26 protein-coding genes and 1 riboswitch are annotated in these 25502 nt (G+C 72.8%); of the genes, 20 read left to right on the forward strand and 6 right to left on the reverse strand.

Annotated features, from left to right (window positions below; genetic code table 11):
* Positions 1–61 precede the first annotated feature (61 nt).
* Entirely contained in the window at positions 62–1213 is a 1152-nt protein-coding gene (locus tag AC3EUJ_RS32450) for a glycoside hydrolase family 19 protein (RefSeq protein WP_431967751.1), read from the reverse strand.
* A 393-nt stretch (positions 1214–1606) separates the two neighbouring features.
* Here AC3EUJ_RS32450 and AC3EUJ_RS32455 point away from each other — a divergent pair, with 393 nt between their 5' ends.
* Entirely contained in the window at positions 1607–2863 is a 1257-nt protein-coding gene (locus AC3EUJ_RS32455; RefSeq protein WP_431967753.1) for an FAD-binding protein, read from the forward strand.
* 70 nt (positions 2864–2933) lie between these two features.
* On the forward strand, positions 2934–3008 hold the full coding sequence (locus AC3EUJ_RS32460; protein WP_373297613.1) for a 50S ribosomal protein bL37: 75 nt from the start codon (positions 2934–2936) through the stop codon (positions 3006–3008).
* Positions 3009–3074: 66 nt separating this feature from the next.
* Here AC3EUJ_RS32460 and AC3EUJ_RS32465 read toward each other — a convergent pair whose 3' ends face one another.
* Entirely contained in the window at positions 3075–5225 is a 2151-nt protein-coding gene (locus AC3EUJ_RS32465; protein WP_431967755.1) for an MMPL family transporter, read from the reverse strand.
* 147 nt (positions 5226–5372) lie between these two features.
* Here AC3EUJ_RS32465 and rpe point away from each other — a divergent pair, with 147 nt between their 5' ends.
* The 8 genes from rpe to AC3EUJ_RS32505 all read left to right on the forward strand — a co-directional run bounded on the left by rpe (position 5373) and on the right by AC3EUJ_RS32505 (position 12841).
* Positions 5373–6038 carry a ribulose-phosphate 3-epimerase gene (rpe, locus tag AC3EUJ_RS32470; protein ID WP_326577796.1) on the forward strand — a complete coding sequence of 222 codons (666 nt, stop codon included), beginning with the start codon at positions 5373–5375 and terminating at the stop codon, positions 6036–6038.
* Between the two features lie 66 nt (positions 6039–6104).
* Positions 6105–7148 (forward strand): sugar-binding transcriptional regulator, encoded by a 1044-nt coding sequence (locus tag AC3EUJ_RS32475; RefSeq protein WP_431967758.1) that lies wholly within the window; start codon positions 6105–6107, stop codon positions 7146–7148.
* Positions 7149–7217: 69 nt separating this feature from the next.
* Positions 7218–7604 (forward strand): guanyl-specific ribonuclease, encoded by a 387-nt coding sequence (locus tag AC3EUJ_RS32480; RefSeq protein ID WP_431967760.1) that lies wholly within the window; start codon positions 7218–7220, stop codon positions 7602–7604.
* Entirely contained in the window at positions 7601–7918 is a 318-nt protein-coding gene (locus AC3EUJ_RS32485; RefSeq protein ID WP_431967762.1) for a barstar family protein, read from the forward strand. Before AC3EUJ_RS32480 ends, AC3EUJ_RS32485 begins: the two co-directional genes overlap by 4 nt.
* A 46-nt stretch (positions 7919–7964) precedes the next feature.
* Positions 7965–9413: a GuaB1 family IMP dehydrogenase-related protein gene (locus tag AC3EUJ_RS32490; RefSeq protein WP_431967764.1), complete on the forward strand. Its 1449-nt coding sequence runs from the start codon at positions 7965–7967 to the stop codon at positions 9411–9413.
* 205 nt (positions 9414–9618) lie between these two features.
* Entirely contained in the window at positions 9619–10083 is a 465-nt protein-coding gene (locus tag AC3EUJ_RS32495) for an Lrp/AsnC family transcriptional regulator (protein WP_431967766.1), read from the forward strand.
* A gap of 182 nt (positions 10084–10265) precedes the next feature.
* A complete protein-coding gene (locus AC3EUJ_RS32500) occupies positions 10266–11066 on the forward strand; it encodes a carbon-nitrogen hydrolase family protein (RefSeq protein ID WP_431967768.1) in 801 nt (266 codons plus the stop codon).
* Positions 11067–11134: 68 nt separating this feature from the next.
* Positions 11135–12841: a flavin monoamine oxidase family protein gene (locus tag AC3EUJ_RS32505; protein WP_431967770.1), complete on the forward strand. Its 1707-nt coding sequence runs from the start codon at positions 11135–11137 to the stop codon at positions 12839–12841.
* 11 nt (positions 12842–12852) lie between these two features.
* Here AC3EUJ_RS32505 and AC3EUJ_RS32510 read toward each other — a convergent pair whose 3' ends face one another.
* Together AC3EUJ_RS32510 and AC3EUJ_RS32515 are read right to left on the reverse strand one after the other, a co-directional pair.
* The gene (locus tag AC3EUJ_RS32510) at positions 12853–13542 is read right to left on the reverse strand and encodes a DUF5995 family protein (protein ID WP_431967772.1); all 690 of its coding nucleotides are present in this window, start codon (positions 13540–13542) and stop codon (positions 12853–12855) included.
* Positions 13543–13612: 70 nt separating this feature from the next.
* Positions 13613–14476: an NAD-dependent epimerase/dehydratase family protein gene (locus tag AC3EUJ_RS32515; protein WP_431967774.1), complete on the reverse strand. Its 864-nt coding sequence runs from the start codon at positions 14474–14476 to the stop codon at positions 13613–13615.
* 133 nt (positions 14477–14609) lie between these two features.
* Between AC3EUJ_RS32515 and AC3EUJ_RS32520 the strand changes: the two genes are divergently transcribed.
* Complete coding sequence (locus AC3EUJ_RS32520) at positions 14610–15452, forward strand: helix-turn-helix transcriptional regulator (protein ID WP_431967820.1); 843 nt, start codon at positions 14610–14612, stop codon at positions 15450–15452.
* A 108-nt stretch (positions 15453–15560) separates the two neighbouring features.
* On the opposite strand, the gene AC3EUJ_RS32525 is transcribed toward AC3EUJ_RS32520, so the two are convergent.
* On the reverse strand, positions 15561–16106 hold the full coding sequence (locus AC3EUJ_RS32525; protein WP_431967776.1) for a GNAT family N-acetyltransferase: 546 nt from the start codon (positions 16104–16106) through the stop codon (positions 15561–15563).
* 10 nt (positions 16107–16116) lie between these two features.
* The gene (locus tag AC3EUJ_RS32530) at positions 16117–17334 is read right to left on the reverse strand and encodes an MFS transporter (RefSeq protein WP_431967778.1); all 1218 of its coding nucleotides are present in this window, start codon (positions 17332–17334) and stop codon (positions 16117–16119) included.
* 153 nt (positions 17335–17487) lie between these two features.
* Here AC3EUJ_RS32530 and AC3EUJ_RS32535 point away from each other — a divergent pair, with 153 nt between their 5' ends.
* The 9 genes from AC3EUJ_RS32535 (at position 17488) to AC3EUJ_RS32575 (ending at position 25415) form a co-directional block, all read left to right on the forward strand.
* Positions 17488–18693, forward strand: a complete 1206-nt coding sequence (locus AC3EUJ_RS32535; RefSeq protein WP_431967780.1) for an ROK family transcriptional regulator — start codon at positions 17488–17490, stop codon at positions 18691–18693.
* Positions 18694–19159: 466 nt separating this feature from the next.
* Positions 19160–19290: riboswitch (FMN riboswitch) on the forward strand.
* Between the two features lie 171 nt (positions 19291–19461).
* Positions 19462–20553, forward strand: coding sequence for a bifunctional diaminohydroxyphosphoribosylaminopyrimidine deaminase/5-amino-6-(5-phosphoribosylamino)uracil reductase RibD (gene ribD, locus AC3EUJ_RS32540; RefSeq protein WP_431967782.1), 1092 nt, complete (start codon positions 19462–19464; stop codon positions 20551–20553).
* A gap of 1 nt (position 20554) precedes the next feature.
* Positions 20555–21175: a riboflavin synthase gene (locus tag AC3EUJ_RS32545; protein ID WP_431967784.1), complete on the forward strand. Its 621-nt coding sequence runs from the start codon at positions 20555–20557 to the stop codon at positions 21173–21175.
* Positions 21172–21825, forward strand: a complete 654-nt coding sequence (locus AC3EUJ_RS32550; protein WP_431967786.1) for a nicotinamide mononucleotide transporter family protein — start codon at positions 21172–21174, stop codon at positions 21823–21825. Before AC3EUJ_RS32545 ends, AC3EUJ_RS32550 begins: the two co-directional genes overlap by 4 nt.
* Positions 21822–23111 carry a bifunctional 3,4-dihydroxy-2-butanone-4-phosphate synthase/GTP cyclohydrolase II gene (locus AC3EUJ_RS32555; RefSeq protein ID WP_431967788.1) on the forward strand — a complete coding sequence of 430 codons (1290 nt, stop codon included), beginning with the start codon at positions 21822–21824 and terminating at the stop codon, positions 23109–23111. Before AC3EUJ_RS32550 ends, AC3EUJ_RS32555 begins: the two co-directional genes overlap by 4 nt.
* 91 nt (positions 23112–23202) lie before the next feature.
* Positions 23203–23688, forward strand: coding sequence for a 6,7-dimethyl-8-ribityllumazine synthase (gene ribH, locus AC3EUJ_RS32560; protein ID WP_431967790.1), 486 nt, complete (start codon positions 23203–23205; stop codon positions 23686–23688).
* Positions 23689–23722: 34 nt separating this feature from the next.
* Positions 23723–23995, forward strand: a complete 273-nt coding sequence (locus tag AC3EUJ_RS32565) for a phosphoribosyl-ATP diphosphatase (RefSeq protein ID WP_431967792.1) — start codon at positions 23723–23725, stop codon at positions 23993–23995.
* Between the two features lie 71 nt (positions 23996–24066).
* The gene (hisG, locus tag AC3EUJ_RS32570; protein ID WP_431967794.1) at positions 24067–24927 is read left to right on the forward strand and encodes an ATP phosphoribosyltransferase; all 861 of its coding nucleotides are present in this window, start codon (positions 24067–24069) and stop codon (positions 24925–24927) included.
* Between the two features lie 20 nt (positions 24928–24947).
* The gene (locus tag AC3EUJ_RS32575; RefSeq protein WP_431967822.1) at positions 24948–25415 is read left to right on the forward strand and encodes a PH domain-containing protein; all 468 of its coding nucleotides are present in this window, start codon (positions 24948–24950) and stop codon (positions 25413–25415) included.
* Positions 25416–25502: the final 87 nt, after the last annotated feature.

Consider the following 25502-nt stretch of genomic DNA (forward strand, 5'->3'; position numbering starts at 1 on the left):
CGCGGGTGCTGCCCAGACGTCCGGGCCGCACCCACGCGGCGGCGGTGCGGCTGGCGGGGGCTCAGCAGTAGAGGTTGGCGCCCGGGCTGACCCCGAGGATCCCCGTGAACTGCTGGTACTTGCTCACGCGGCTCTGCACTTGTGCCGGGTTGCGGCCGTCGCATTCCAGGGAGCCGTTGATGGAGCGGATGGTCTGGCCGAAACCGGCCTGGTTCACCATGGCGTTGTGCGGGGTCATGGTGCCGGGGCCGCTCTGGGTGTTCCAGTACCAAAGGCCCGTGCGCCAGGCCACGGCCGCGTCCTGTTCGACGCGCCAGGGGTTGCCCAGCAGGTCGATGCCGAGCGCGTCGCCCGCGGCCTTGTAGTTGAAGTTCCAGCTGAGCTGGATCGGGCCGCGGCCGTAGTAGGCGGCCTGGCCGGCCGGGCAGCCGTAAGGCTGGCCCCAGTCGCAGTAGTGCGGGTAGTTGGCCGTGTTCTGCTCGACGATGTAGACCAGTCCGCCGGTCTCGTGGCTGACGTTGGCGAGGAAGGCGGCGGCCTCCTGCTTCTTCACCGTGTCACTGCCGGAGTTGGCGAAGCCCGGGTAGGAGCTCAGGGCCGCGATCAGGCCGCTGTAGGTGTAGAAGGAGTTCCGGCCCGGGAACATCTGGTTGAACTGGTCCTCGCTGACCACGAATCCGGACGGGTTCGTGCCGCCGCCACCGCCGCTCGCGGGGGCGTTCCACTTCTGGTTCGCCCCGCCGGTGCAGGTCCAGATCTGCAGCCGGGTGGCGTTGGCGGAGGTGTTGTCGCGGACGTCGAGGCACTTGTCGGCGGCGGGGTTGACGATGTCGTGCGCCGCGGTGACGACCCACTGCTGGTTGGCGCTGCCCGCGCAGTCCCACAGCTGGACGGCGGCACCGTCGGCGGTGCTGCGGTCGACGATGTCGAGACACTTGCCGAGCGCGCGCAGCGTGCCGTCGCCGGGGTTGGACCAGCGCTGGGCGTTGGTCCCGTTGCAGTCGTAGAGCTGTACGGCGGTGCCGTTGGCGCTGTTCGCCCCGGCGACGTCGACGCACTTGCCCGCCAGGCCGCTGATCTGACCGTCCGCCGCGCGGGCGGTCGGTGTGGCGACGAACAACGTGGCCAGGAGTGCCGCGAGGACGGCGAACACCGCGGACGGGCCGAGGACGGTACGCCCTGCGGGAAGCCGTCCGGTGAGGGACGTGGACATGGGGGAGACGCTCCTTACCCGGCCCGGGGCCGTGGTCGTGGGGGGAGGGAGCTTCGCGGGGGTGCTCCGCACGTCAGGCGCGGGTCTTCTCGGAGGAGGTCATGCACGGGCGCGGCGCGGCGTGCGTCGTGGCCAGGACGGCGTGAACTTCCCTGTCGCACCGTCCCGTTGGGTTCAGCTAGGTCTAGACCATGCCAGCGTGACGGGGTCACGTCAATACTTGAAGGGGTGGGTGGACCGGCGCGTTCGGGCCCGACGGTGCACCCCCGGTCCCGCGCCCCCGGCCACTGCGGCGAGAATCGTCCTGGAACGGCAGGCCCCGAACCGCCGGACCGGCAGGCCGCGCGCCGCGCGCAGGCCGGCACCGGGGCCGGACAGGAAGGAACGACCGCGATGCCCGCGCAGAGCAACTGGGGCGGCAACGTCGCCTTCACCGCACGAAGGCTCCACCACCCCGAGTCCGTCACCGAGCTGCAGGAGATCGTGGCCCGGTCCCGACGGGTGCGCGCCCTCGGCACCCGGCACTCCTTCAGCACCGTCGCCGACACCGACGGCGAGCACGTCTCGACCTCTCGGCTGCCGGCCGTGGTCGAGGTCGACCGCACCGCGCGCACCGCCACTGTCGGTTCGGGGCTGCGCTTCGGCGAGATCGTCCGCGCGATCGACGAGGCGGGTCTGGCGCTGCACAACCTCGGCTCGCTGCCGCACATCTCCGTGGCCGGGGCGTGCGCCACCGGCACGCACGGCTCCGGCACCGGCCGGCGCAACCTGGCAGGCGCGGTCAGCGCACTGACCATGGTCACCGCCGACGGCGAGCTCGCCGAGATCCGGCGCGGCGAGGCCGACTTCGACGGCTCCGTGGTCGCCCTGGGTGCCCTGGGCGTCGTGACGCAGCTGACCCTCGACCTCGTCCCGGCCTTCGCCGTGCGCCAGACCGTCTACGAGGACATGCCGGGGGAGCAGTTCCGGGAGAACTTCGACGCGGTGATGTCCGCGGGGTACAGCGTGTCGGTCTTCACCCGCTGGCGGGACCGCGCCGCCGACCAGGTGTGGCTCAAGGAGCGGGTCGACGCCGAGGGGGCGGGGCCCGCCCCGGACACGTTGTTCGGGGCCACCGCGGCGGACGGGCCGCGGCACCCGATCCCGGGTATGCCCGGCGCGCACTGCACACCGCAGCAAGGCCTCGCCGGCCCCTGGTACGAGCGGCTTCCGCACTTCCGCCTGGAGTTCACCCCGAGCAGCGGCGAGGAGATCCAGTCGGAGTTCTTCGTCGGCCGGCGTGACGCGGTGGCGGCGTTCGACGCCCTGTGGCGGGTGCGGGAACGATTCTCGTCCGAGGTGCTGATCGGCGAGATCCGTACCGTGGCGGCCGACTCCCTGTGGCTCAGCCCCGCCCACGGCCGGGACAGCGTGGCCTTCCACTTCACCTGGACCCCGGACGCCGCCGCCGTCACGCGGGCGGTCCAGGTCGTCGAGGAGGCCCTGCGCCCCTTCTCCGCACGCCCGCACTGGGGCAAGCTCTTCACCCCGTCGCCCGACGCCCTGCGCGAGCTCTACCCGCGTTACGACGACTTCCGGCGGCTCGCCGCCCGGCGCGACCCTTCGGGGGTCTTCCGCAACGCCTTCATGCGCGAGCACTTCCCGGACTGACGTGCCGCCGGTCAGGGCCGGTCATAGACTGACCGCGGTCGAAATGTCCCGTACGAGAGAGTTGGGCATCATGTCCAAGCGAGGCAACAAGCGGCGCGCCCGGAAGAAGAAGGGCGCCAACCACGGCAAGCGTCCCAACGCCTGACACCCGCCGCGCCGCAGGTGACCGCCCGCGCCCGGCGCGGGCGGTCACCCTGTCCGGGGCCGGGGCTCACGTACCGGCGTGCGGGGCGTCCAGCGCGACCGGCTCCTCGACAGGCCGCCCGCGGCGCGGGCGGTCCAGCCGGCTCGGCCACCACACGCGGTGCCGCATGTCGAGGGTGAGCGCGGTGACCAGCACCGACCGGACGACCAAGGTGTCCAGCAGGACGCCGAAGGCCACCGCGAAGCCGATCTCCGCGAAGCCGACGATGGGCAATGTCGCCAGGGCCGCGAACGTGCCGGCGAGCACCAGGCCCGCGGAGGTGATGACACCGCCGGTCGCCGCGAGGCCGGTGAGGGCTCCCTCGCGGGTCCCTGACAGCGCGCTCTCCTCGCGGATCCGCGTCATCAGGAAGATGTTGTAGTCGATGCCCAGCGCCACCAGGAACACGAAGACGAACAGCGGGAAGGCCGTGTCCTCGCCCTGGAAACCGAAGATGTGGCGGAAGACGAGCGCGCTGACGCCGAGCGCGGCGGCGAAGGAGAGCACCACGGTCGCGATGAGCACCAGCGGTGCGGTGAGGGCCCGCAGCAGGATGCCGAGGATCACCAGCACGACGACGAGGATCATGGGAATGAGCAGCTTGTTGTCGTGTGCCGCGGCACGACCGGCGTCGAGCAGCGCCGCCGTGCCCCCGCCGACCTTGGCGTCGGCGCCCGGCAGCGCGTGCAGGGTCTCGCGGGCACGGTCCACGGTGTCCTTGGCGGCCTGGCTGTCGGCCGGGTCGGTGAGCGTGGCCTCCAGGTAGACCCTGCCGTCCTTCTGCGCGGGCGCGCCCTCGGGCACGGCAGCGGAGCCCGGCGCGACGCCCTGGATGCCGTCCAGCGCGGCCCTGACCCGCTCGGTGGCACCCGCGTCGGCGATCACCACCAGCGGCTGTCCGGAACCGGCGGGGAAGTAGCGGGCCTCGACCTGCTGCCCGGTGACGGAGTCGGGGGTGCCGGTGAAGCTCTCCGCGTTGCTCAGCCCCGCCGCCTCCAGCGTGAGCAGGCCCAGCGAGAGCGCCGCCAGCACGGCCGCGGTGCTCATCCACACCGTGCGCGGCCGGCGGTCGATGCGGTGGCCCACCCGGGACCACACCCCGCGCCGGGTGGGCTCGGCGGAGCCGAATCGCGGGACGGTGGGCCAGAACACCCAGCGGCCCACGATGACCAGCAGGGCGGGGAAGAGCGTGAGCATGGCGGCCAGTCCGATGAGGATGCCCACAGCGGCGACCGGCCCGAGCCCGGAGGTGGAGTTCATCTCGGCGGCCAGCAGGCACAGCATGCTCACCGCGACCGTGGCGGCACTGGCGACGATCGCCGGACCCGCGCGGTGCAGGGCCAGCGCCATGGCCTCGTGCCGGTCCTCGTGGCGGCGCAGTTCCTCGCGGTAGCGGGCGACCAGCAGCAGCGCGTAGTCCGTGCCGGCGCCGAACACCAGGACGGTGAGGATGCCCGCGCTCTGCGCGTTGACGACGAGGTCGGCGTGTTCGGCCAGCAGATAGACGGCCGCCTGCGCGGTGAACAGCGCCCCGACGACCGAGACGACCGGCAGCAGGATCAGGGTGACGCTGCGGTAGGTGAGCAGCAGGATGACGACGACCACGGCGAGCGCGCTGTACAGCAGGGTGCCGTCGATGCCCTCGAAGGCCTTGGCGGAGTCGGCCGCGAAGCCGCCCGGCCCGGTGATGTGCACCTCGAGGCCGCCGCTGTCGTCGGCGGTGACGGCGCGGATGCCGGCGACCGCGTCCGCGATGCCCGTCCAGCCGCCCTCGTCCATGGTGATGGGGACGATGAGCTGCGCGGCGCGCGGGCCGGCGGCACGCTCCTCGTACACCGGGCCGACGGTGCGGCTGCCGAAGACGCCGTGCTCCGTCATCTCCCTTATGCGCCCGGCGTCCTGAACGACCGTCGCACGGTCGGCGTCGGTCAGCCCGCCGGGGCGCGCGTAGACCACGACGGCGGGGGCGGTGTCGGGCAGGAACCGCTTCTGCAGTTCCAGGACCCGGGTGGACTCCGCGCTGCCGGGCAGCCAGGAGGAGGAGTCGTTCCGCTGTGCGTCCGTGAGCTTCTGGGCCAGCGGCGCGACCGCCACCAGCAGGACAAGCCAGAGCGCGAGCACGACCCATTTGCCGCGCCGGCCGCAGACCAGGACCGCCAAGCCCCGTGGAGTCTTCACACCCGCCACCTCCGCCTCGTCAAAGGCGTCCCCCGAGGAGTGCTCGATCCGCACAGCATCCCACGCCCGGAAGGGCCGTGCGGGGTGGTTTTCCACAGGCGTCCGCCCGGTGCGCGGGGAAGGGCCCGGCACCGCCATACTGGGACCATGGCCGTGCAGATCAACCCCAGTATTCTCTCCGCCGACTTCGCGCGCCTCGCCGACGAGGCGCGGGCCGTGGAGGGCGCGGACTGGCTCCACGTCGACGTGATGGACAATCACTTCGTCCCCAACCTGACGCTCGGCGTGCCGGTCGTGGAGTCCCTCCGCAAGGCGACGGAGACCCCGCTCGACTGTCATCTGATGATCGCCGATCCGGATCGCTGGGCGCCGGCCTACGTCGAGGCGGGCGCGGGTTCCGTCACCTTCCACGTCGAGGCGGCCGCCGCGCCGGTGCGCCTGGCCCGGGAGATCCGCGCCAAGGGCGCGCGGGCCTCGATGGCGCTCAGGCCGGCCACTGCGGTCGAGCCGTACGAGGACCTGCTGCCCGAGCTCGACATGCTGCTGATCATGACCGTGGAGCCGGGCTTCGGCGGCCAGGCCTTCCTCGACATCATGCTGCCCAAGATCCGCCGGGCCCGGAAGCTGATCGACAAGCACGGGCTGGACCTGTGGCTGCAGGTCGACGGAGGCGTCTCGGCCTCCACCATCGAGCGCTGCGCCGAGGCCGGGGCGGACGTCTTCGTCGCCGGTTCCGCCGTCTACGGAGCCGAGGATCCGGCCGAGGCGGTACGGGGGCTGCGCAAGCAGGCGGCGGCCGCCTGCGCGCACTGACCACTCCGTGGGCACCGTGCCCCGGTACTCCGGAGTACGTGCGAGGATGAGCGCGGAGCCGATCAGATGGGCAACTGGGGAGAGAACGTGACCACAGGCCGCACAGGGGTGCGCATGGGCCCCGGCGAGATGGTCCAGGCGGCGGCGATGGCGCGCCGCTTCTACCTGGAGGGAAAATCCAAGATCCAGATCGCCGAGGAGTTCGGCGTGAGCCGCTTCAAGGTGGCGCGGGTCCTGGAGACGGCCCTCGAACGTGACCTCGTGCGCATCGAGATCAGGGTCCCGGCGGAGCTCGACGCCGAGCGCTCCGACGCCCTGCGGGCCCGCTACGGGCTACGGCACGCCGTCGTCGTCGAGTCGCCCGCCGATGAGACCGACGGCCCCGACCCGGAGAACCTCGGCGCGGTCGCCGCGCAGCTGCTCGGCGAGCTGGTCAGCGAGGGCGACGTGCTCGGCCTCGCCTGGGGGCGCTCCATCATCACCATGGCCAACGCCCTTGACCGGCTGCCGCCGTGCACGGTCGTCCAGCTCACCGGCGTGTATGACGCCGGCACCGCCGACCGCGGCTCCGTCGAGGCGGTCCGCACCGCCGCGGCCGTCTCCGGCGGCGAGGCCCACCCCATGTACGCCCCGATGGTGCTGCCCGACCCGGCGACGGCGGCGGCGCTGCGCGCCCAGAGCGGTATCGCGGCGGCCATGAGCTACTTCGACAAGGTCACCGTGGCCGTGGTGTCGATCGGCTCCTGGGCGGCCGGCATCTCCACCGTCCACGACGCCCTCACCGAGGCCGAGCGCGAGCACTACGCCTCCCTCGGCGTCGCCGCGGAGATGTCCTCGCACCTCTTCGACGCCGAGGGCCGGCTGGTCGGCCGCGACCTGGGCGAGCGCTGCATCACCATCGAGGCGGACCGGCTGCGCCGCATCCCCGAGGTGCTCGCCATCGCCGGCGGCCTGCGCAAGGCCGCCGCGGTCGACGCCGTGCTCCGGTCCGGCCTGGTCACCAGCATCGTGACGGACACCGCCGCCGCCGACTACCTGCTCGACTCCACGGCGCCCATGCCGCGTCCCGCCCTCGACCGCGCGGACCCCGAGGCGCTCCGCGACGCCTAGCCGGAACCGTCGCCGTCCGCTCGCGTGCCCTGCGCGGGCGGGCGTGCCGGGCTGTGGCAGCATCGCCGCATGCCGACCGGGCCCGTCCGCCGCGCCGCCGCGCTCGCCGCCGCCCTGCTGGGCTGCCTGGCACTTTTGCTCACCGGTTGCTCCCCGCCCGCCACCGCACCAGTGGGCACGCTGCCCACGGTGGCCGTCACGAGCCTGCCCCACCAGGCCCGCGAGACGCTCCGGCTCATCGACGCGGGCGGCCCTTTCCCGTACCCGAAGGACGGCACCGTCTTCGGCAACATCGAGGGCCTGCTGCCCGCGCACCCGCGCGGTTACTACCACGAGTACACCGTGCCGACCCCGGGGGAGCGGGACCGAGGCGCCCGGCGCATCGTCACCGGCTCCGGCGGGGAGGTCTACTACACCGACGACCACTACCGGAGCTTCAGGGCGGTCCGCAGATGACGGCAACGACGGTGCTGGACCTCCGGGGGGTCACCACCAAGACCGGGTTCATGGAGCGCTGCGCCGAGCAGTTGCGGCTGCCCGGCTGGTTCGGCCGCAACTGGGACGCCCTGTACGACTGCCTCACCGACCTGCCCGACCCCCAGCGGGGCGGGCTGCGCCTGGTGGTCAGGGGCTGGAGCGACTTCGCGGCGGCCGAGCCCGGGGAGTGGCGGACCGCTCGCCGGGTCCTGGCGGACGCCGCCGCCTTCCACGACGCGGCCGTGCTTCCCTTCCAGATCGTCTTGGAGGAACCTACGAGCGACCCTTCGTGAGCGCCGGAGTTTCCTCCGTGTTCATTCCTGCTCAGCCCGTGCAAAAATGAAGTACGTGCGTTTCCTCAATGATGCAAAGCCTCCGTACGACCTGACGTACGACGATGTGTTCATGGTCCCCAGCCGCTCGGCGGTGGGTTCCCGCCAAGGCGTGGACCTCTCGGCGCCCGACGGCACCGGCACTACCATTCCGCTCGTGGTCGCCAACATGACCGCCATCGCCGGACGCCGAATGGCCGAGACCGTGGCCCGTCGCGGAGGCCTGGTCGTCATTCCCCAGGACATCCCGATCGATGTGATCACCGAGGTGATCTCCTGGGTGAAGCAGCGGCACCTCGTGCTCGACACCCCCATCGTGCTCGGCCCGCACGCCACCGTCGCCGACGCCCTGGCGCTACTGCCCAAGCGGGCGCACGGTGCCGCCGTCGTCGTCGAGGACGGCCGCCCGGTCGGCATCGTCACCGAGCACGACCTGACCGGCGTGGACCGCTTCACCCAGGTGTCCGTGGTGATGTCCAAGGACCTCCTGCTGCTGCCCGCCGACATCGACCCGCGCGAGGCCTTCAACCGCCTGGAGGAGGCCAACCGCAAGCTCGCCCCCGCCGTGGACGCCGACGGCAGGCTGGCCGGCATCCTCACCCGCAAGGGAGCGCTGCGCGCCACCCTGTACACCCCCGCCACCGACGCCGGCGGGCGGCTGCGCGTCGCCGCCGCCGTCGGTATCAACGGCGAGGTCGCGGGCAAGGCCAAGCAACTGCTCGACGCCGGCGTGGACACCCTCGTCGTGGACACCGCCCACGGCCACCAGGAGAACATGATCCAGGCCGTGAAGGCCGTCCGTGCCCTGGACCCGCAGGTGCCGGTCGTGGCCGGCAACGTCGTCTCCGCCGAGGGTGTCCGCGACCTGATCGAGGCCGGTGCCGACATCGTCAAGGTCGGTGTGGGCCCGGGGGCCATGTGCACCACCCGCATGATGACCGGCGTAGGCCGGCCGCAGTTCTCCGCAGTCCTGGAGTGCGCCGCCGAGGCGGCCCGGCACGGCAAGCACGTATGGGCCGACGGTGGCGTCCGGCACCCGCGCGACGTCGCCATGGCGCTCGCCGCCGGCGCGTCCAACGTCATGATCGGCTCCTGGTTCGCAGGCACCTACGAGTCGCCCGGCGACCTGCAGCACACCGCCGACGGCCTGCCGTACAAGGAGAGCTTCGGCATGGCGTCCGCGCGCGCCGTTGCCAACCGCACCAGCGAGGAGTCCGCGTACGACCGCGCCCGCAAGGGGCTGTTCGAGGAGGGCATCTCCACCTCGCGGATGTTCCTCGACCCGGCCCGCCCGGGTGTCGAGGACCTCATCGACTCGATCATCGCGGGCGTCCGCAGCTCCTGCACCTACGCCGGGGCCGCCAACCTCGCCGAGTTCGCCGACAAGGCCGTCGTCGGCATCCAGAGCGCGGCCGGCTACGCCGAGGGCAAACCGCTGCACGCCAGCTGGCAGTGACCGGTGCCCCTGCCCGGGCGCCCCGTTCGCGGAAGCGGACGGGGCGCCCGCGCGCGAGGACGGGGGCGCGTGGGGACGACGTCCCGCCTCGACACGGGCACCCGGGAGTGCTCCGCGGGTTGGACGGCGGTCGGCCTCGTAGTCTGTTGCGCGTACGGCACGCGCCGTCCCCAGCTCGCTCGCGAAGAGAAGTGACCCACCCCCAGTGCGACTGAACGAACTCGACGAACGCATCGTCCACGCCCTCGCCGAGGACGCCCGCCGCTCCTTCGCCGACATCGGCGCCCTCGTCGGACTCTCCGCCCCCGCCGTCAAGCGCCGGGTGGACCGGCTGCTGGCGGAGGGCGCCATCACGGGCTTCACCGTCCGCGTCGAGCCCTCCGCGCTGGGCTGGGAGACCGAGGCGTTCGTCGAGCTCTACTGCCGGCACAACACCTCGCCCGAGGACATCCGGCGTGGCCTGTCGCGCTACCCGGAGGTGGCGTCGGCCTCGACCGTCACGGGTGAGGCGGACGCCGTCGTCCAGATCTACGCCTCCGACGTGCGCCACTTCGAGCGGGTTCTGGAGCGGATCGCCGGCGAGCCCTTCGTGGAGCGCACGAAGTCCGTCCTGGTGCTGTCGCCGCTGCTGCGCCGTTACACGGGAGCGCCTGACCAGCCAGAGCCGTGACCGCGGGGAGTCCCGCTCCGGCCGCCGCGAAGCCCCCCGCGCAACGAATCGCCGTCGCCGACCCCTCACGCGCAACGAATCGGCGGTCGGTGCGCAATGGACGCGTCTTGTCGCCGCGAGGCCCGGAATCGTACCGTCATGGCAGACCCAGAACCGGCTTTTCACCAGGCGAAAGAGGCTCCATGGCGCCGCTGCGCACCGCGCTGTACCAAGGCCCCGGCGGCGTCCCCTCCTCCGTGGACGACAGCCTGGCCGCGCTCGACGCCGCCGCGCGCCGGGCGTCGGCCGCGGGAGCCCGTCTGCTCGTCACGCCCGAGATGTACCTGACCGGCTACGCCCTCGGCGACGCGGTCCCGGGCCTCGCCGAGGCGGCCGACGGGCCCGCCGCCGCCCGGGTCGCCCGGATCGCCGCCGAACACGGCCTCGGCATCGTCTACGGCTACCCCGAGCGCGACGGCTGCGGCGTGTTCAACTCCGCGCAGCTGATCGGCCCCGACGGGGCGCGCCTCGCCAACTACCGCAAGACCCACCTGTTCGGCGACTTCGAGCGCACCTGGTTCACCCCCGGCGACGACGTCGTCGTCCAGGCCGAGCTCGACGGCGTCCGGATCGGCGTGCTCATCTGCTACGACGTCGAGTTCCCGGAGACCGTGCGGGCCCACGCCCTCGCCGGCACACAGCTGCTCGCCGTGCCCACCGCGCTGATGCGGCCCTACGAGTTCGTCCCGCGGACCCTGGTGCCGGCCCGCGCGTACGAGAGCCAGCTGCACATCGCCTACGCCAACCGCTGCGGCCCCGAGGGCGATTTCGACTTCGCCGGGCAGAGCTGCCTCGCCGGACCCGACGGCGCCGTGCGCGCCCGGGCCGGGGCCACCGAGGAACTCGTGGTCGCCGACGCCGACCCGGAGCTGCTGCGCGCGGTCCGCGAGGAGACGCCGTACCTCGAGGACCGCCGCCCCGAGCTGTACCGCTCGCTGGGCTGATCCCCACCCCTTCCTCGCCACCGCCCCACTTCACCGCTTCACCGCTTCACAGCCAGGAGAACCACGCCATGACGTCCACGGTGCCCACCGCGGTCCACGACGAGCAGCACCCCGAGGTGCGGTCGTCGCCGCCGATCACCATGTTCGGCCCGGACTTCCCGTACGCGTACGACGACTTCCTGGCGAGCCCCGCGGGCCTCGGCTCCATACCGGCGACCGAGCACGGCGCGGAGGTCGCGGTCATCGGCGGCGGCCTGTCCGGCATCGTCGCCGCCTACGAGCTGATGAAGATGGGCCTCAAGCCCGTCGTGTACGAGGCCGACCGGATCGGCGGCCGGTTGCGCACCGTCGGCTTCGAGGGCTGCGACGAGAACCTGACCGCGGAAATGGGCGCGATGCGCTTCCCGCCGTCCTCCACCGCCCTGCAGCACTACATCGACCTGGTGGGCCTGGAGACCAGGCCGTTCCCCAACCCGCTCGCCCCCGACACCCCGTCCACCGTCGTCGACCTCAAGGGCGAGTCCCATTACGCGCAGACCATCGACGACCTGCCCCAGGTCTACCGCGACGTCGCACACGCCTGGAACGCCTGCCTGGAGGAGGGCGCGGACTTCTCCGACATGAACCGCGCCATGCGCGAGCGCGACGTCCCGCGCATCCGCGAGATCTGGGCGAAGCTCGTGGAGAAGCTCGACAACCAGACCTTCTATGGCTTCCTCTGCGACTCCGAGGCCTTCAAGTCCTTCCGCCACCGCGAGATCTTCGGCCAGGTCGGTTTCGGCACCGGCGGCTGGGACACCGACTTCCCCAACTCCATCCTGGAGATCCTGCGGGTCGTCTACACCGAGGCCGACGACCACCACCGCGGCATCGTCGGCGGCAGCCAGCAACTGCCGCTGCGGCTGTGGGAGCGCGAGCCGCACAAGATCGTCCACTGGCCGCACGGCACCTCGCTGAAGTCCCTGCACGGCGGCCACCCGCGACCGGCCGTCACCCGGCTGCACCGCACCGCCGGCAACCGGATCACCGTCACCGACGCCGACGGCGACATCCGCACCTACCGCGCGGCGATCTTCACCGCGCAGAGCTGGATGCTGCTCAGCAAGATCGACTGCGACGACTCGCTCTTCCCGATCGACCACTGGACGGCGATCGAGCGGACCCACTACATGGAGTCCAGCAAGCTCTTCGTGCCCGTCGACCGGCCGTTCTGGCTGGACAAGGACGAGGAGACGGGCCAGGACGTGATGAGCATGACACTCACCGACCGGATGACCCGCGGCACCTACCTGCTGGACAACGGCCCCGGCGAGCCGGCCGTGATCTGCCTGTCGTACACGTGGTGCGACGACAGCCTCAAGTGGCTGCCGCTGAGCGCCTCCGAGCGCATGGAGGTCATGCTCAAGTCGCTCGGCGAGATCTACCCGAAGGTCGACATCCGGCGGCACATCATCGGTAACCCGGTGACCGTGTCCTGGGAGAACGAGCCGTACTTCATGGGCGCGTTCAAGGCGAACCTGCCCGGCCACTACCGCTACCAGCGGCGGCTGTTCACTCACTTCATGCAGGACACCCTCCCCGAGGACAAGCGCGGCATCTTCCTCGCCGGCGACGACATCTCCTGGACGGCGGGCTGGGCCGAGGGCGCCGTGCAGACCGCGCTCAACGCCGTGTGGGGCGTGATGCATCAGTTCGGCGGCGCCACCGACCCGACCAACCCCGGCCCGGGCGACCTCTACGAGGAGATCGCGCCGGTCATGCTCGACGAGGACTGACCCGGCGCCCCTCAGCGGCCCAGCGGGGTCAGCAGGAAGCGCCCGACCAGCCCGACGCCCGAGTCGAGCTTCTCGGCGAACTCCTCGTACACCTCCGGCAGTCCGCGCAGGGACCACAGCACGCGGGACGCGGCCCACGCCGCGTCCCGCGCGCGTTCCAGGCTCCAGGAACCCGCGAGATGGGTCAGCGGGTCGGCGAGGTCCAGCAGGTCGGGGCCGGGCATCAGCTCCTCCCTGACGCGTTCCTCCACGGACGTCAGCAGATCCCCGACACGGTCGAAGTCCCGCTCCAGGGAGGGCGGTTCGCAATCCAGCGCCGCGCAGGTGTCGACCACCGCGAGCGCCAGGTCGTGACCCACGTGCGCGTTGATCCCGGCCAGCGCGAACTGCAGCGGGCGGATGCCGCGGTGCCCGCGCAACTGCAGCAGCGGCCGCCAGCAGGCCGGGACGGCACGGCGGTCGGTCGCGCCGTCGACCGCCCGCAGGTAACGGGCGGCGAAGCGGGCGGCCAGCACGGCGGCGGCGACCGGGTCACCGAAGCCGCCCGCCGCCAGGCGGCCGTCCAGCTCCTCCGTGACGGACAGATAGACACGGTTGAACACCGCCACCCCGTCCCGCGGCGGGAGTGCCGTGCCCAACGCGCGCATGCGCGCCACCACCTGGCCCACCCCCACCGGGGCCGGCCGCCGTGTCGTCGTCATGCGCACAGCGTCCCAGCAGGCCGGGCGGCGGGCGCGGCACGGCGGCCGTGCCGTCCCCGGATCGGGTGAGTCAGAGCGCGCCCGCGTCGCGGGCCGTCCACACCGACGGATACTGCGGACGGAACCCCAGCTCCTCCCGGATGCGCAGGTTCGACACCACGCCGTCCCACGGATCCGCCGACGCGCGCTCCGCCATCCCGCCCGGGACCTCGGCGCCGTTCACCCAGTGCAGCTCCACCGCCGACACCGGCGCGTCGTCGGCGATGTTGTACACCCGGCCCCCGACGCCCGGTGCCCGCAGCAGCCGCAGCAGGCCCTGGGCCACGTCGGCGTGGTGCACCATCTGGAGCCGCTGGTGCGCCGCCCAGCCGCCCGCCCATCGCAGCGACTGCGCCAGATGCGGATCGCCGTCGCCGTACACGAAGGCCAGCCGGCCGATGCGGACGTCCAGGCCCACCTCGCGGTGGAGCTCCAGCAGCCCGCGCTCGGCCTCCGCCTTCGACGCGGGATACGCGCCCCACATCGGGCCGCCCGGCACGCTCGGGTCGTCCTCCACCAAGGGGCGGCCCCGGCCCACGCCGTACACCAGATTCGTGCTCGCCTGCACGAAACGGGCCGCTCCGGCCCCCGCGGCGGCCCGCGCCAGGGCCAGCGTGGCATCGCGGTTCACCGACCGGGTGCCCTCGTCGGAGCTGTCCCGGAACGCCGCCGCCAGGTGGACGACCGCGTCCACGCCCGCCAGGGCCTTGCGCACGTCCTCCTCGTCCCGCAGGTCCCCGGTCGTGATCCGCGCCCCCAGCCGGGCGAACCCCTCGCTCCGCCCCGCGTCCCGCACGAGCACCCGCACCTCCTCGCCCGGGCGGCGCCACCGCAGCAGCCTCGGCACGAAGCGGCTGCCGACCCGACCGGTCGCCCCCGTCACCAGTGTCAGCATCCTCGGTCCCCTCTCGTCGTGTTCAGGCGACCAGGCTGCGGCGGTCCGGGGCACCGCGGGAGAGACCTCCGGATCCGGGGATCGACAGTCCCTGGATAAGGCCAGGGCCCGTAGGGATGCTTGAAACGTGGACATCGACCGCGCGCAGCTCGCCGACTTCCTGCGCCGCAGCCGCGCCCGCCTCGCCCCCTCCGACGTGGGCCTGGCCGCGGGCGCCCGGCGGCGCACCCCCGGGCTGCGGCGCGAGGAGGTCGCCCAGCTCGCCGGGATGTCCACGGACTACTACACCCGGCTCGAGCAGTCACGCGGCCCCCGGCCCTCCCGGCAGATCCTGGGCGCGCTCGCGCGTGCGCTGCGCCTGTCCGAGGACGAGCGGGACCACCTCTTCCACCTGGCAGGCGAGGAACCGCCCCGCGACGCCCGCGGCACGGGGCACGTACGGCCCGGGCTGCTGCTGGTGCTCGACCGGCTCGAGGACACCCCGGCGCAGGTCGTCAGCGACGCGGGCGACGTCCTCGCCCGGAACGCGATGGCCGTGGCGCTCGCCGGCGACGCGGCTTCCCGGCCGCCGGGGGAGCGCAACCTCGTCCGCCGCTTCTTCCTCGACCCGGCGGCGCGCGAGCTCTTTCCTCCGGCGGACCGGGAGGAGCACGCCCGGCGCCACGTCGCCCACCTGCGCGCGGTGCTGGCCACCCGGCCCGACGACGCGCGCGCGGCGGCGCTGGTGGGGGAGCTGCGCTGCCGGAACGCGGAGTTCGCGTCGCTCTGGGACGAGCACGAGGTCGCCGTGCGGCGCGCGGATGTGAAGCGGTTCCAGCATCCGGTGGTGGGGTTGCTGGAGCTGGAGTGCGAGGTGCTGCTCAGTGCGGAGCACGATCAGCGGCTGATCGTGTACACGGCGCGGCCGGGGAGTGAGTCGTACGAGCGGTTGCGGCTGCTTCGCGTTGTGGGCCTGCAGGATCTCGCCGTGCGGTGAGTGGTCGTGCGCGGGTGCGTCGCGCCTGGGGTCGGGGGTGCGCCGTGCGGCCGGCTCGTGTGTGGGATGCCCGCCGCGGGCGCGAACGACCCGCCCAGGGCAATACACCTAGGGGGTCCACTCGTCGCGGGTCAGGGCGTATTCGACCTCCCCGTGTTCCGCCCCCGGCAACGTCTCGTCCCACTCCTCGTGGAACACCCGGACGAGCGTCAGCCCCGCCTTCTCCATCACCCGTCGCGACCGTGCGTTGACGAACATCGTCTCCGCGTACACGCGCTTCGCGCCCAGGTCGGTGAAGGCCTTGCGCACCAGCGCGCGGGATCCTTCCGTGGCGTAGCCGCGGCCCCAGGCGGCGCGTCGCAGGCGGTAGCCGAGTTCGAGGTCGTCGGCCGGGCCGCCGGGGCGGGGGGTGAGGGCGAACCAGCCGACGAACTGCCCGGTGGCCGGCTCCTCCGCGGCCCAGACCTGGGAGCGGGCGAAGCGGGGCAGCACGTCGTGCCGGATGACGTCCGAGGGCGTGGGGCGGCCGTTGCCCAGGTACCGCATGACTTCGGGGTCGCTGTCGAGCGCGACGAGCAGTTCCGCGTCGGCGTCGGTGTCGGTGAAGTGCCGCAGCCGCAGCCGCTCCGTCTCCAGGAAGATCCGCGTGTGCATGGGCGGCACGCTAGGCCTGCGGGGTGGTCGCCGCCACGGGTTTGCTGTCGCGTCGCACGGAGACCGCGCCCGCGCTGCGCAGCACGCCCGCGCCCACGGCGAGCCCGGCGGCCAGCACGGTGACGAGGCCGAAGGAGATCTGCAGGGAGCTGGCCTGCGCGATGGAGCCGATCGCGGCCGGTGCGACCAGACCCGAGGTGTAGGTGACCGTGGCGACGCCGGCGATGGCCTGGCTCGGGTTGGGCCCGCTGCGGCCGGCCGCGGCGAAGCACAGCGGCACGACGACGGCGACGCCCACGCCGATGAGGGCGAAGCCCGCGATGGCGGTGATCTGGGTGAACGCCGTGGCGACGAGGATGCCGCCCACCGTGGCCAGCAGGCCGCCGACGCGTACGGTGCGGACCGGCCCGAACCGGCGGACGACGAGGTCGCCGAGGAGGCGGGAGGCGGCCATGGTGCAGGCGAAGGCGGTGTAGGAGGCGGCGGCGACGCCAGGGGAGGCGCCGGCGATGTCGCGGAGGTAGACCGCGCTCCAGTCCATGCTGGCGCCCTCGGCGAAGACGGCGCAGAAGCCGATGGCGCCGATGACCAGGGCCGCGCGCGGCGGCAGGGCGAATCGCGCGGGGGCCTCCTCCGACGCGGAGGGCCGCAGGTCGAGCACGCCGCCGCAGGCCGCCAGGCCGAGCACGACGAGCAGGACGGCCCCGGCGGTGAGGTGGACGCGCGCGTCGAGTTCCGCGTGGGCGGCGAGGACGCCGAAGAGGGAGCCGAGCAGCGTGCCGGCGCTCCACATGCCGTGCAGCCCGGACATGATCGAGCGGCCGAGACGTTCCTCGACCTCGACGCCCTGGGCGTTCATGACCACGTCGGCCATGCCGGCCGAGGCCCCGTACACGAACATCGCCCCGCACAGCCAGCCCAGTCCGGGGGAGAGGGCGGGCAGCGCGAGCGAGGCGCACCACAGGGCCAGCAGGAGGCGTAGTGCGTTGCGCATGCCCATGCGGTGGGCGATGCGGGCGGCGAGCGGCATCGCGACGGAGGCGCCGAGGGCCGCGAAGACCAGCGCGAAGCCGAGTTGTCCGGCGCTGAGCCCGGCGTGCTCCTGGATCCAGGGCACCCGGGTGGCGAAGCTGCCGGTCACCGCGCCGTGCACGGCGAACACCGCGGCGACGGCGAGATGGGCGCGCCGCAGTCGTGGGTCGGTCCTCCCCGTCGGGGTCGTCGGCATCGTCGGCATGTTCCCTCCCAGTCTGGTCCCGCCCCGGCTCTCGGCATAAATTATCAGGCAGGCTTCCTGAAAGATAGACTGCCTCCGGCCACGGTTCCGGGCCGGCCCCGCCCGCCCTCGCACCCGCGCGGCGGCTTCTGGAAGGATCCGTCCATGACCGCCATCCGATCCCATGCCGGGCGCACCGCCTCACCCCGCACGGCCCGGGCGATCAACGACCGGCTGGCTCTGGAACTGCTGCAGCGCGAGGGACCGTTGACGGCGGCCCAGCTCAAGTCCCTCACCGGGCTGTCCCGTCCGAGCGTCGCCGACCTGGTCGAGCGGCTGCAGGAGTCCGGGCTGATCGCGGTGGTCGGCGAGACGGGAGCGGACCGGCGCGGCCCCAACGCCCGGGTGTACGGGATCGTCGCCGACCGGGCGCACCTGGCCGTCTTCGACGTCCGCACCCACAGCGTGGCCATCGAGGTGGCCGACCTGCTGGGGAACAGCATCGGCAGCGCCGTCCTGCCGGTGGACCCGTACGGCGATCCGCAGCGCACGGTGCGGCGCTCGGTGGCGCTGCTGGAACGGACCGCCCGCACCGCCGGCGCCACCGCGCTGCACACCGTCGCGGTGGGCGCGCCGGGCCTGGTCGATCCGGCCACCGGCGAACTGCGGGCCACCGGGCAGTTGCCGGCCTGGCACTCGGCGCTCGTCGCCGAACTGCGCAGGCGGCTGTCCCTGCCGGTGCTGCTGGAGAACGAGGTCAACCTCGCGGCCGTCGCCGAGCGGCGTCTGGGCGCGGTGCGCGACCGCGAGGACTTCGTCCTGCTGTGGCTGGGCCACGGGGTGGGAGCCGCGGTGGTGCTGGGCGGGGTCCTGCGGCGCGGTGCCTCGGGCGGCACGGGGGAGATCGGCTTCCTGCCCGTGCCGGGGACCTTCCAACTGCCGACGGCCAGTGGATGCGAGGGCGGATTCCACTCGCTGGCGGGCAGCGCGGCGGTGTGCGCCCTGGCCCGCTCGCACGGGATGCCGGTGTCCGGCGAGGACGACGCCGCGGCGGCAGAGGCGGTGGTGACCGCGGCCCGGGCGGGCGGCAAGCAGGGCGAGCTGTTCCTCGACGCGCTGGCGGACCGGGTGGTGATCGGGGTGGCCGCCGTCACCGCCGTGCTCGACCCCGGCTGCGTGGTGCTGGGCGGCGAGGTGGGCCGGGCGGGCGGCGAGGACCTGGCCGCCCGGGTCGAGGAACGGCTCGCGCGGATGTCCCCGCTGCCGACCGAGGTGCGGGCGGGGACCGTCGCGGGCAGCGCGGTGCTGCGCGGCGCGGTGCTCTCGGCGATGGACGCCGCGCAGGACGCGCTGTTCACCCCTGGGATGTGAGTCCGGCGCTCCGGGGCAACCGCCCTTCCGCCACCGGACGTTCGCGGGCACCGGCATTCGGCCGGACTGCGCCGGGTGACGCCGGGTCGCCCGCTCAGTGCGCGCGGGGACCGTCGCGGGCAGCGCGGTGCTGCGCGGCGCGGTGCTCTCGGCGATGGACGCCGCGCAGGACGCGCTGTTCACCCCTGGGATGTGAGTCCGGCGCTCCGGGGCAACCGCCCTTCCGCCACCGGACGTTCGCGGGCACCGGCATTCGGCCGGACTGCGCCGGGTGACGCCGGGTCGCCCGCTCAGTGCGCGCGGGTCGTCAACAAGCCCTCCCGCAGGCCGTATTGGCCGGATCTCATGGCTGGTCCGCCGCGGTGCCCGCGCGGGCGGACCGATCCCGTGTGAGGCAATCCACAGCGATCCCTTGCGTCCGCAAGGAACCTTCGTGGCAGACTGGTGGAGCAGTACCAGTGACGTTCAGCGCACTCCGGGGTCGGTGAAACTCCGAACCGGCGGTTACAGTCCGCGACCCGTCCGCCTCCAGCGGCCGGTTGACCAGGTGAAATTCCTGGACCGACGGTTAAAGTCCGGATGGGAGGCAGTGCGCGGCGGACGGGCATCGGTACACCGCCGTCGGCGGCAGCGCGGGTGCGTGTCCCCCGGAAACGGGTGACACGGACGGGCGCCGCCCCACACCGGCCGCGGTGGTCCCCGAGCCTCACGTCCGCTCTGTGTCCCGCACAGCCCCGGAGTCCGTGCCCGAAGAGGCAGGAGGACCCGGTGGCAACACCCGGTGAAGCCGACGCGATGCGCCGGGCCATTGAGCTCGCCGCGCGCGGCCTGGGCTCGACGAGCCCCAACCCCGTCGTCGGCGCCGTGATCCTCGACGCCGGCGGCGAGATCGCCGGCGAGGGCTGGCACCAGCAGGCGGGCGGGCCGCACGCCGAGGTCCACGCCCTGCGCGCGGCCGGCGACGCCGCCCGCGGCGGCACCGCCGTCGTCACCCTCGAACCGTGCAACCACACCGGCCGCACCGGGCCCTGCGCCCAGGCCCTCATCGCGGCCGGCGTCTCCCGCGTCGTCTACGCCGTGGCGGACCCCACCCCCGCGGCGACCGGAGGCGGTGCCACGCTGGCCGCCGCCGGGATCGACGTGGAGAGCGGGCTGCTGGAGGCCGAGGCCGCCCGCGGCAACGAGGTGTGGCTCACCGCCTCCCGCGAGCAGCGGCCCTTCGTGCTGTGGAAGTACGCGAGCACCCTCGACGGCCGTATCGCCGCCGCCGACGGCACCAGCCGCTGGATCAGCTCCGCGGCCTCCCGCGCCGACGTCCACCGGCTGCGCGCCGAGTCCGACGCCGTCGTCGTCGGCTCCGGCACCCTGCGCGCCGACGACCCCCACCTGGCCGTGCGCGGCGTGGCGGGCACCTTCACCCAGCCCCTGCGGGTGGTCGTCGACACCAACGCCAAGATCACCCCCGGTGCCCGGGTGCTGGACGGCACCGCCCCGACCCTGGTCGCCGTCGCCGAGGACACCGACACCGCCCACCTGCCGGGTGTCGACGTGGCCCGCCTGCCCCGCACCGGCAGCGGTGTCGCCGTCCCCGCGCTGCTCGCCGAGCTGTACGGCCGCGGTGTCCGCTCCGTACTGCTGGAGGGCGGCCCGACGCTCGCCGGCGCCTTCGTCGCCGCCGGGGCCGTCGACAAGGTCGTCGGCTACCTCGCGCCGGCCCTCCTGGGCGCCGGACCCGCGGCCCTGGGGGACGCGGGAATCTCCACCATCGCGCACGCGTTGCGCCTCGACGTCGCCGAGATCGAACGCATCGGCCCCGACCTGCGTATTACTGCCTACCCGAGCCGCACTGAGGAGAACTGACGTGTTCACCGGAATCGTCGAAGAGCTGGGCGACGTCGTCGCCGTCGAGGACCTGGGCGACGCCTCCCGCTTCCGTCTGCGCGGTCCGGTCGTCACCGAGGGCGCCAAGCACGGCGACTCGATCGCGGTCAACGGGGTGTGCCTCACCGTCGTCGACACCTCGGACGGCGAGTTCACCGCCGACGTGATGGCCGAGACCCTGGGGCGCTCCAGCCTCGGCGCGCTGGAGGCCGGCAGCCGGGTCAACCTGGAGCGCCCCATGGCGCTGGGCGGCCGCCTCGGCGGCCACCTCGTCCAGGGCCATGTGGACGGCACCGGCGCGGTGATCTCGCGGACCCCCGCGGAGCACTGGGAGATCGTGCGGATCTCGCTCCCGGCCGAGCTGTCCCGCTACGTCGTCGAGAAGGGCTCGATCACCGTCGACGGCATCAGCCTCACCGTCGTCGAGGCCGGCCCCGACTTCTTCTCCGTCAGCCTGATCCCGACCACCCTCGCCCTCACCACGCTCGGCTTCAAGCAGCCCGGCGACCCGGTGAACCTCGAGGTCGACGTCATCGCCAAGTACGTCGAGCGGCTGTACGGGGAGCGGGCAGGGGCGCCGAAGGGGGCTCAGGCGGAATGAGCGCCCTCGACACCCTGAACAGTGTCGCCTTCTCCGCCTTCGGTGAGCACTTCAAGTGGACCGACGTCGTGGGCAACGGCCTCGGCCTCGCCGGTCTCGCCCTGGGGTGGCGCCGCTCGGTGTGGGCCTGGCCGGTCCAGCTGCTGTCCGGCGTGGTGCTCGTCGCCGCCTACTGGTCGGCGCAGCTCACCGGCGGCGTCGGCAAGCAGCTGCTCGTCATCGGCGTCGCCGTGTGGGGCTGGTTCCAGTGGCGCCGCGGCGTCCGGGACGGCGGCGAGATCCGGGTCCGCTTCGCCACCTGGCGGGAGCGGGGCGCGCTGGCCGCCGGTACGGCGGCCGGACTGTTCGCGGTCGTCGGCCTCTTCACCCTTTACCCGTCGCTGTCCTGGAACCCGTGGCCGGACGCCTACATCTTCGTCGGCACCGTCGCCGCGATGGTGGCCATGGCCAGGGGCTGGGTCGAGTTCTGGTTCGCCTGGCTCGCCGTCGACGCGGTCGGCGTCCCCCTCGCCTGGAACAGCGACCTGAAGTTCTCCGCGCTCGTGTACGTCATCTACTTCGTTCTCGTGATCGCCGGCTTGTACGCCTGGTGGCAGCAGACCCGGGTCCCGCGGCACGGCGGGCCCGCCCTGGAAGGAGCGGCCGCATGACCACCGCACTGCACACCCTCTACGTGGCGGAGGACGCCCCGATCGTCCTCGACCCCGTCGAGCGTGCGATCGCCGACATAGCGGCCGGCCGGCCGGTCGTCGTCGTGGACGACGAGAACCGCGAGAACGAGGGCGATCTCATCATCGCGGCGGAGAAGGCCACCCCGGAGATCGTCGCCTTCATGATGACCGAGTGCCGTGGTCTGATCTGCGTGCCCATGGAGGAGCACGACCTGGACCGGCTCGACCTGCCGCAGATGGTGGACTCCAACACCGAGTCCATGCAGACCGCGTTCACCGTCTCCGTCGACGCGAGCGGCGTCCACGGAGTGACCACCGGCATCTCCGCCGCCGACCGCGCGACCACCATCCGCCTGCTGGCCTCCGGTGGTTCCACCTCCGGCGACTTCGTCCGGCCCGGCCACGTCTTCCCGCTGCGCGCCAAGTCCGGCGGCGTCCTCACCCGCAACGGCCACACCGAGGCGGGCGTCGACCTGGCCCGGCTCGCCGGGCTGCGCCCGGCCGCCGCCATCGTGGAGATCGCCAACGAGGACGGGACGATGGCCCGCCTCCCCGAACTGGTCCACTTCGCCCGCAAGCACGGACTGGCCATCATCTCCATCGAGGACCTGATCGCCTACCGCCGCAGCTCGGAGCCGACCGTGCGCCGGGAGGCCGAGACCCGGCTGCCCACTGCCTTCGGCGACTTCCGCGCGTACGGCTACCGCAGCACCGTCGACGGCGTCGAGCACATCGCGCTCGCGGCCGGCGAGATCGGCGACGGCGAGGACGTCCTCGTCCGCGTCCACTCCGAGTGCCTCACCGGCGACGTCTTCCACTCGCTGCGCTGCGACTGCGGACCGCAGTTGCAGGCCTCACTCGAAAAGGTGGCGGCCGAGGGCCGGGGCGTCGTGGTCTACCTCCGCGGCCACGAGGGCCGGGGCATCGGCCTGATGTCCAAGCTGCGGGCGTACGAGCTCCAGGAGCGCGGCCGCGACACGCTCGACGCGAACCTGGAGCTCGGACTGCCCGCCGACGCCCGCGACTACGGCGCCGCCGCCCAGATGCTCGACGACCTCGGCGTGCGCTCCCTGCGCCTGATGACCAACAACCCCGACAAGACGGACGCCCTGGAGCGGCACGGTCTGAAGGTCGTCGAGCGCGTCGCCATGCCGATCGCGGCCGGCGAGCACAACCTGCGGTACCTGCGCACCAAGCGGGACCGCATGGGCCACGACCTGCCCTGGCTCGACCCGGCCCCCACCGGCACCTGCGGCAACCAGTAGGCCCCCGAACCGGTACCACCGGCGGAACGACCCCGTACAGCCAGAACGACCAGAGCAAGAACCAGTAAGAACGAGCAAGGAGAAGACGGACGTGAGCGGTAAGGGCGCCCCCGAGCTGACCGTGAAGAACTGCGGTGACCTGCGCGTGGCCGTGATCGCGGCACAGTGGCACGAGCAGGTGATGGACGGGCTGGTCGACGGCGCCCTGCGCGCCCTGAGCGACCTGGGCATCGACGAGCCCACCCTGCTGCGCGTGCCGGGCAGCTTCGAACTGCCGGTCGCCGCCAAGGTGCTGGCGAGCCGGGGCTACGACGCGGTCGTCGCCCTCGGCGTCGTCATCCGCGGCGGCACGCCGCACTTCGAGTACGTCTGCCAGGGCGTCACCCAGGGCCTGACCCAGGTCTCGATCGACACCGGCGTGCCGGTCGGCTTCGGCGTGCTCACCTGTGACACCGAGGAGCAGGCCCTGGACCGTGCCGGTCTGCCCGGCTCGAACGAGGACAAGGGGCACGAGGCCGTCACCGCCGCGATCGCCACCGCCACCGTCCTGCGTTCAGTATCCGAGCCGTGGCGATGAGGTAGGGGCACTTCCGCGTAGGGTGGGGACCACCATGGCCAAGAAGACATTCGAGGAGCTCTTCGCCGAGCTCCAGCGCAAGGCCGCCACCGGCGACCCCAGCACCTCCCGTACGGCCGAACTGGTCGGCAAGGGAGTGCACGCGATCGGCAAGAAGGTGGTCGAGGAGGCCGCCGAGGTGTGGATGGCAGCCGAGTACGAAGGCGCCGACCGCACCGCGGAGGAGATCTCCCAGCTGCTGTACCACCTGCAGGTGATGATGGTCGCCCGAGGCATCGCCCTTGACGACGTATACGCTCATCTCTGAGCGGATCATCGCAGGTCAGACCCGCCCTACGCGCTGTTGCCCGTACATCCGAGCCGAAAAGGAAAGCACCCATGCTGCGCATCGCCGTCCCCAACAAGGGTTCACTGTCCGGACCTGCGTCGGCGATGCTGCATGAGGCCGGCTACCGCCAGCGCAAGGACTCCAAGGAACTCGTGCTCGTCGACGGCGAGAACGACGTCGAGTTCTTCTACCTGCGCCCGCGCGACATCGCCATCTACGTCGGCTCGGGCCGCCTCGACATCGGCATCACCGGCCGCGACCTGCTGCTGGACTCCGCTGCCAACGCCGAGGAGATCCTGCAGCTCGGCTTCGCCCGCTCCACCTTCCGCTACGCCACCACCCCCGGCGGCGTGACGGACGTGAAGGAGTTCGGCGGCAGGACCGTCGCGACCTCCTACCCGGAGATCGTCAGGAAGCACCTCGCCGACAACGCGGTGGACGCCTCCGTGGTCCGTCTCGACGGCGCCGTCGAGACCTCCATCCACCTCGGTGTGGCGGAGGTCATCGCCGACGTCGTCGAGACGGGCACCTCGCTGCGCAACGCCGGCCTGGAGGTCATCGGGGAGCCGATCCTCGAATCCGAGGCGGTCGTCGTCCGCCGGGTCGGCGCCGGCGGCGAGGACACCGCGGCCGACGCGAAGGTCCGGCAGTTCCTGCGCCGCCTCCAGGGCGTCCTGGTGGCGCGCCGCTACGTGATGATGGACTACGACATCCGCGTCGAGCACGTCGAGCGCGCCATCGCCCTCACGCCCGGCCTGGAGTCGCCGACCGTCTCCCCGCTGCACCACGAGGGCTGGGTCGCCGTCCGCGCCATGGTCCCCAGCCGCGAGGCCCAGCGGATCATGGACGAGCTGTACGACCTCGGCGCGCGGGCCATCCTCACCACCGGGATCCACGCGTGCCGCCTGTGACCTCGCCCACCCCCTCCGCCATGCCGGTGAACCTCCCCGAGCTGCCCGTCACCTTCCGGCCGGCCCGCACCCGCGCGGTGCTGCTGGGCCTGGGTGCCGGGCTGCTCGTGGCCTTCGTCGTGATCGCCGTCCTGCTCCCCGCGGACGGCGCGCGGCCCTGGCACACCTCGGACCGGATCTGGATCGTGCTCACCGGGCTGCTGGTCGCCGGGGTGCTCGTGCTGCTCAGCCGCCCCAAGGTGGCCGCCGACCGCGAGGGAGTGACCGTCGTCAACCTGACGACCCGGCGCCGGCTGGAATGGGCGCAGGTCCTCCGGGTGAACCTGCGCGCCGGAGACCCGTGGGTCCACCTCGACCTGGCGGACGGCACCAGCCTGGCCGCCATGGGCATCCAGCCCGGGATCGGACGCGCCCGCGCGTTGCGCGACGCGCGCGCCCTGCGGGCCCTCGCGGAGGCGTACGGTACCGGCAAGCCGACGGCGCACTAGACCTGCCGCCACGGCCCGACTCTTCATTACTCTGGAACCTTCGCAACGACCCGAGGAGTGACACCCAATCCACGATGGACGGATCGT

It is taken from the genome of Actinacidiphila sp. bgisy160 (assembly GCF_057707815.1).

Bases quoted from the DNA above. Each gene is read 5' to 3' on its own strand.
- AC3EUJ_RS32450 (WP_431967751.1), bottom strand. From the start codon at position 1,213: ATGTCCACGTCCCTCACCGGACGGCTTCCCGCAGGGCGTACCGTCCTC.
- AC3EUJ_RS32475 (WP_431967758.1), top strand. From the start codon at position 6,105: ATGGGCAACTGGGGAGAGAACGTGACCACAGGCCGCACAGGGGTGCGC.
- AC3EUJ_RS32485 (WP_431967762.1), top strand. From the start codon at position 7,601: ATGACGGCAACGACGGTGCTGGACCTCCGGGGGGTCACCACCAAGACC.
- AC3EUJ_RS32500 (WP_431967768.1), top strand. From the start codon at position 10,266: ATGGCGCCGCTGCGCACCGCGCTGTACCAAGGCCCCGGCGGCGTCCCC.
- AC3EUJ_RS32515 (WP_431967774.1), bottom strand. From the start codon at position 14,476: ATGCTGACACTGGTGACGGGGGCGACCGGTCGGGTCGGCAGCCGCTTC.
- AC3EUJ_RS32480 (WP_431967760.1), top strand. From the start codon at position 7,218: ATGCCGACCGGGCCCGTCCGCCGCGCCGCCGCGCTCGCCGCCGCCCTG.
- AC3EUJ_RS32550 (WP_431967786.1), top strand. From the start codon at position 21,172: ATGAGCGCCCTCGACACCCTGAACAGTGTCGCCTTCTCCGCCTTCGGT.
- AC3EUJ_RS32525 (WP_431967776.1), bottom strand. From the start codon at position 16,106: ATGCACACGCGGATCTTCCTGGAGACGGAGCGGCTGCGGCTGCGGCAC.
- AC3EUJ_RS32455 (WP_431967753.1), top strand. From the start codon at position 1,607: ATGCCCGCGCAGAGCAACTGGGGCGGCAACGTCGCCTTCACCGCACGA.
- AC3EUJ_RS32575 (WP_431967822.1), top strand. From the start codon at position 24,948: ATGCCGGTGAACCTCCCCGAGCTGCCCGTCACCTTCCGGCCGGCCCGC.
- AC3EUJ_RS32555 (WP_431967788.1), top strand. From the start codon at position 21,822: ATGACCACCGCACTGCACACCCTCTACGTGGCGGAGGACGCCCCGATC.
- AC3EUJ_RS32490 (WP_431967764.1), top strand. From the start codon at position 7,965: ATGAAGTACGTGCGTTTCCTCAATGATGCAAAGCCTCCGTACGACCTG.
- rpe (WP_326577796.1), top strand. From the start codon at position 5,373: ATGGCCGTGCAGATCAACCCCAGTATTCTCTCCGCCGACTTCGCGCGC.
- hisG (WP_431967794.1), top strand. From the start codon at position 24,067: ATGCTGCGCATCGCCGTCCCCAACAAGGGTTCACTGTCCGGACCTGCG.
- AC3EUJ_RS32530 (WP_431967778.1), bottom strand. From the start codon at position 17,334: ATGCCGACGACCCCGACGGGGAGGACCGACCCACGACTGCGGCGCGCC.
- AC3EUJ_RS32505 (WP_431967770.1), top strand. From the start codon at position 11,135: ATGACGTCCACGGTGCCCACCGCGGTCCACGACGAGCAGCACCCCGAG.
- AC3EUJ_RS32535 (WP_431967780.1), top strand. From the start codon at position 17,488: ATGACCGCCATCCGATCCCATGCCGGGCGCACCGCCTCACCCCGCACG.
- AC3EUJ_RS32510 (WP_431967772.1), bottom strand. From the start codon at position 13,542: ATGACGACGACACGGCGGCCGGCCCCGGTGGGGGTGGGCCAGGTGGTG.
- AC3EUJ_RS32565 (WP_431967792.1), top strand. From the start codon at position 23,723: ATGGCCAAGAAGACATTCGAGGAGCTCTTCGCCGAGCTCCAGCGCAAG.